Origin of the sequence: Rhodoblastus acidophilus (genome assembly GCF_009720655.1) — a bacterium.
In the GTDB taxonomy this organism is placed as follows: domain Bacteria; phylum Pseudomonadota; class Alphaproteobacteria; order Rhizobiales; family Beijerinckiaceae; genus Rhodoblastus; species Rhodoblastus acidophilus_A.
The window spans coordinates 1-3,833 of sequence record NZ_WNKS01000041.1 but is presented as its reverse complement, the minus strand read 5'-3'; the positions used below and the strand labels follow the sequence as shown (position 1 = coordinate 3,833).

General features: G+C 65.3%; 4 protein-coding genes. All 4 read left to right on the top strand.

All coding sequences use genetic code 11. The features are described 5' to 3' along the window. Window positions 1-951, top strand: a 951-nt coding sequence (locus tag GJ654_RS20570; protein WP_155448052.1) for a sulfate ABC transporter substrate-binding protein, incomplete at its 5' end; no start/stop codon positions are given. Between the two features lie 57 nt (window positions 952-1,008). Then, window positions 1,009-1,977, top strand: a complete 969-nt coding sequence (locus tag GJ654_RS20565; protein WP_155448051.1) for an ABC transporter permease — start codon at window positions 1,009-1,011, stop codon at window positions 1,975-1,977. A gap of 15 nt (window positions 1,978-1,992) precedes the next feature. Further along, window positions 1,993-3,021, top strand: a complete 1,029-nt coding sequence (locus GJ654_RS20560; protein ID WP_155448050.1) for a sulfate ABC transporter permease — start codon at window positions 1,993-1,995, stop codon at window positions 3,019-3,021. Beyond that, window positions 3,018-3,833 (top strand): sulfate/molybdate ABC transporter ATP-binding protein (locus GJ654_RS20555; RefSeq protein WP_155448049.1); only part of this gene is annotated, 816 nt, incomplete at its 3' end. The genes GJ654_RS20560 and GJ654_RS20555, both read left to right, overlap by 4 nt.

Sequence of the window (3,833 nt, the reverse complement as noted above, 5' to 3'; positions counted from 1 at the left end):
TCCGCCTTCATCGCCAAATGGAAGCGCGAAACCGGCGACGACCTCTCCATCCAGCAGTCGCACGGCGGCTCCGGCAAGCAGGCGCGTTCTGTCATCGACGGCCTCAACGCCGACGTCGTCACCCTGGCGCTCGGCTCCGATGTCTCCGCCGTGGAAAAGGCCGGACTGATCAATCCAGGCTGGCAGAACAAATATCCCGACAACGCCGCGCCCTACACGTCCACGATCGCCTTCCTCGTCCGGAAAGGCAATCCGAAGGGCATCAAGGATTGGAGCGACCTGCTGCGCCCCGACGTGCAGGTGATCACCGCCAACCCCAAAACCTCGGGCGGCGCACGCTGGGTGTTCCTGACGCTGTGGGGCGCGTTCGGCAACGCCAGAACCCACGATTTCTCCACGGCCGAGGGCCAGGCGGAGGCGCAGGCCGCCATCGCCGCCGCCAAGGATTTCCCGATCTATAATGACGAGGACGCGCGGAAAAAGGTCGCGGAAATCTTCAACAAGCACGTGCCCGTGCTCGACACCGGCGCGCGCGGCTCCACCGTCACCTTCGCGCAAAAGCAGATCGGCGACGTGCTGCTCAACTGGGAAAACGAACTCTGGCTCGCCAAGGACGAGTTCGGCCCGGAAAAATTCGACATCGTCTATCCGTCAAAATCAATCCTCACGGAGCCGCCGGTCGCCGTCGTCGACAAGGTCGTGGACCAGCGCGGCACGCGCAAGGTGGCGGAAGCCTATCTGTCCTTCCTCTATTCGCCGGAAGCCCAGGACATTGCGGGACAGCTGCACTATCGCCCGCGCGACCTCGCCGCGCTGTCCAAATATGGCGCCGACCTGCCGAAAATACCGCTGTTCACCAATGACGAGACCTTTGGCGGCTGGGGCAAGGCGCAAGTCACCTTCTTCGGCGACGGCGGCGTGTTCGACCAGTTCTACAAGCCGACGAACTGATCGTATGGCGCGCCGGCAGAGCCTCCCCGCCGGCCGGCGCGCAGCTGGAGTCCCCCTATGACCTTTGAAACGGAATTCGCCCGTGAGCCGGCGGCGCCCGCCCCGCGCGTCCGCGGCATTTTTCGAACCCGAAACACCCGCGTCATTCCCGGCCTGCCGCTGACGCTTGGCTACACCCTGTTCTATCTCTCGGCGCTGGTGCTGCTGCCGCTGGCGGCGCTGGCGCTGAAAGCCGGGCAGATGAGCCCGGCGGAATTTTTACGCGTGATCAGCGATCCCGTCGTCACCGCCTCGCTGCGCCTGACCTTCTTCGCCTCGACCACCGCCGCGCTGATCAACGCCGTGTTCGGCCTGATCGTCGCCTGGGTGCTGGTGCGCTACGATTTTCCCTTTCGCCGGCTGTTCGACGCCATCATCGACTTTCCCTTCGCCCTGCCGACGGCGGTGGCCGGCCTGACTTTTGCTAGCCTGTTCCTCAAGGACGGCTGGCTCGGCGGTTTTGGTCCGCGTCTGGTCGCTGGCGTCAACACGCTCGCGGCATGGCTGGGCGCCGGACCGTTGCTCAGTCCTGGCGCGCTGGACTGGCTGACCTTTCCCTACACCGGCCAGACCGCCGGCATCGTCATCGTGCTGGTGTTCGTCGGCCTGCCCTTCGTCGTGCGCACGGTGCAGCCGGTGCTGCTGGAATGGGACCCGGAATTCGAGACCGCCGCGCGCAGCCTTGGCGCCTCGCCCCTGACCGTGTTTCGCCGCGTGATCTTCCCGGAAATCCTGCCGGCCTGGGTCTCCGGCGTGGCGCTGGCCTTCGCCCGCGCCGTTGGCGAATACGGTTCGGTCATCTTCATCGCCGCCAACATCCCCGGCAAGTCGCAAATCGCGCCCTTGCAGATCGTCACGCGGCTCGACGATTTCCAATACGCGCAGGCCGCCGCCATCGGCATGGTGCTGCTGGCGATCTCGTTGCTCGTCCTGCTCGTCATCAACGGGCTCGAATCCTTCTCCCGCCGCCATGAGCGGACGGCCTGACCCGGAGTTTTCGAAATGGCCGGAGCGCCCATCGCCAAGACCGTCCTGACCTCAGCAAAACCCACGCCGCCGGCCCACCCGGTGGTGCGCGCGACGCTGATCCTGCTGGCCGTGTCCTTCCTCACCATCTTCATCCTGCTGCCGCTGATCAATGTCTTCGTCCAGGCCTTCGCCAAGGGTTTTGACGGCTATCTCGCGGTGTTCTGGCCGCCCCAGCCCCCCGAGGGCGCGACGCTCACCGCCGTCCAGACCCGAAAGCTCGCGGAGGCCGCGGTGCAAACCTCGCGCACCTGGAGCGCGATCGGCCTCACCCTGGGGGTGGCGGCCATCGTCGTGCCGCTGAACATCGTCTTCGGCCTCGCCGCCGCCTGGGCGACCACCAAATTCAATTTTCGCGGACGCGCCCTGCTGCTGTCGCTGATTGATCTGCCGTTCTCGGTGTCTCCCGTGGTCGCCGGTCTCGTCTTCGTGCTGCTGCTCGGCCGCAACGGCATTTTCGGCGACTGGGCGACGCATCTCACCTGGCCGGACCCGTTCTCGCTGCGCTGGGTCGGGTTCGAGCACGGCTTTCCGCTCGCCTTCGCCCGCGATTTTACCGGCGTGATCTTCACGCCGCTCGCCATCGTGCTCGCGAGCATTTTCGTCACCTTCCCCTTTGTCGCGCGCGCGCTGACGCCACTGATGGAATCGCAGGGGACGGAGGAGGAGTTGGCGGCTTTGTCGCTCGGCGCCTCGGGCTGGCGCACCTTCTGGAAGATCACAGTGCCCAATGTGAAGTGGGCGCTGCTCTATGGCGTGATCCTGTGCACGGCGCGCGCCTTCGGCGAGTTCGGCGCGGTCTCCGTGGTGTCTGGCCATGTCGACGTCAACGACACCATGCCGCTGCGCATCGAAAAACTCTGGAACGAATACAACAACCAGGCGGCCTTCGCTGTCGCCTCCGTGCTGGCGCTGCTCGCCGTCTTCACCCTGATCGCCAAGACCGCGATCGAATGGAAGACCGCGCGCGACCTCCAGCAGCAGCATCAAGGACAGGCGCAATGACCATCGAAATCCGGGATATTTCGAAGAGCTACGGCGACAACCCGATTCTCCGCAACATCGACCTGAAGATCAATTCCGGCGAGTTGGTCGCGCTGCTCGGGCCGTCGGGCTCGGGCAAGACCACGCTGTTGCGGGTGATCGCCGGCATCGAACAGGCCGACGTGGGGTCCGGCCCCGTGCTGTTCGACGACGTCGACGTCTCCGACGTCGATCTGGGCAAGCGGCGCATCGGTTTCGTCTTCCAGCACTACGCCCTGTTCAAGCATCTCGACGTCTTCGAAAACATCGCCTTCGGCCTCCGCGCCAAACCGCGCCGCGAGCGGCCCAATGAGGCGCAGATCCGGGAGAAGGTGCAGTCGCTGCTCGACCTGATCCAGCTCGGCAATATGGCGCGGCGCTATCCCTCGCAGCTCTCGGGCGGCCAGCGCCAACGCGTGGCGCTCGCCCGCGCCCTGGCCGTGGAGCCGCGCGTGCTGCTTCTCGACGAGCCGTTTGGCGCGCTGGATGCGACGGTTCGCAGAGAGTTGCGCCGCTGGCTGCGCCGCCTGCACGACACCATCCACGTCACCACGATTTTCGTCACCCACGACCAGGAGGAGGCGCTGGAAGTCTCAGACCGCGTCGCGGTGATGAACGCCGGCCGCATCGAACAGTTCGCCCCGCCGCAGGACGTCTATGAAAAACCGGCGAGCCCCTTCGTGTTCAAGTTTTTGGGCAATTACAATCTGTTCAAGGGACGTGAACACGGCGGAGACGAGGCGCTGGTGCGCCCCCACGACATCGTCATCCATCGCGACCCAGATAAGGCCGGC

Excerpts from the sequence above, each read along its gene's own strand:
- GJ654_RS20565 (WP_155448051.1), top strand. The coding sequence starts at position 1,009 with ATGACCTTTGAAACGGAATTCGCCCGTGAGCCGGCGGCGCCCGCCCCG.
- GJ654_RS20560 (WP_155448050.1), top strand. The coding sequence starts at position 1,993 with ATGGCCGGAGCGCCCATCGCCAAGACCGTCCTGACCTCAGCAAAACCC.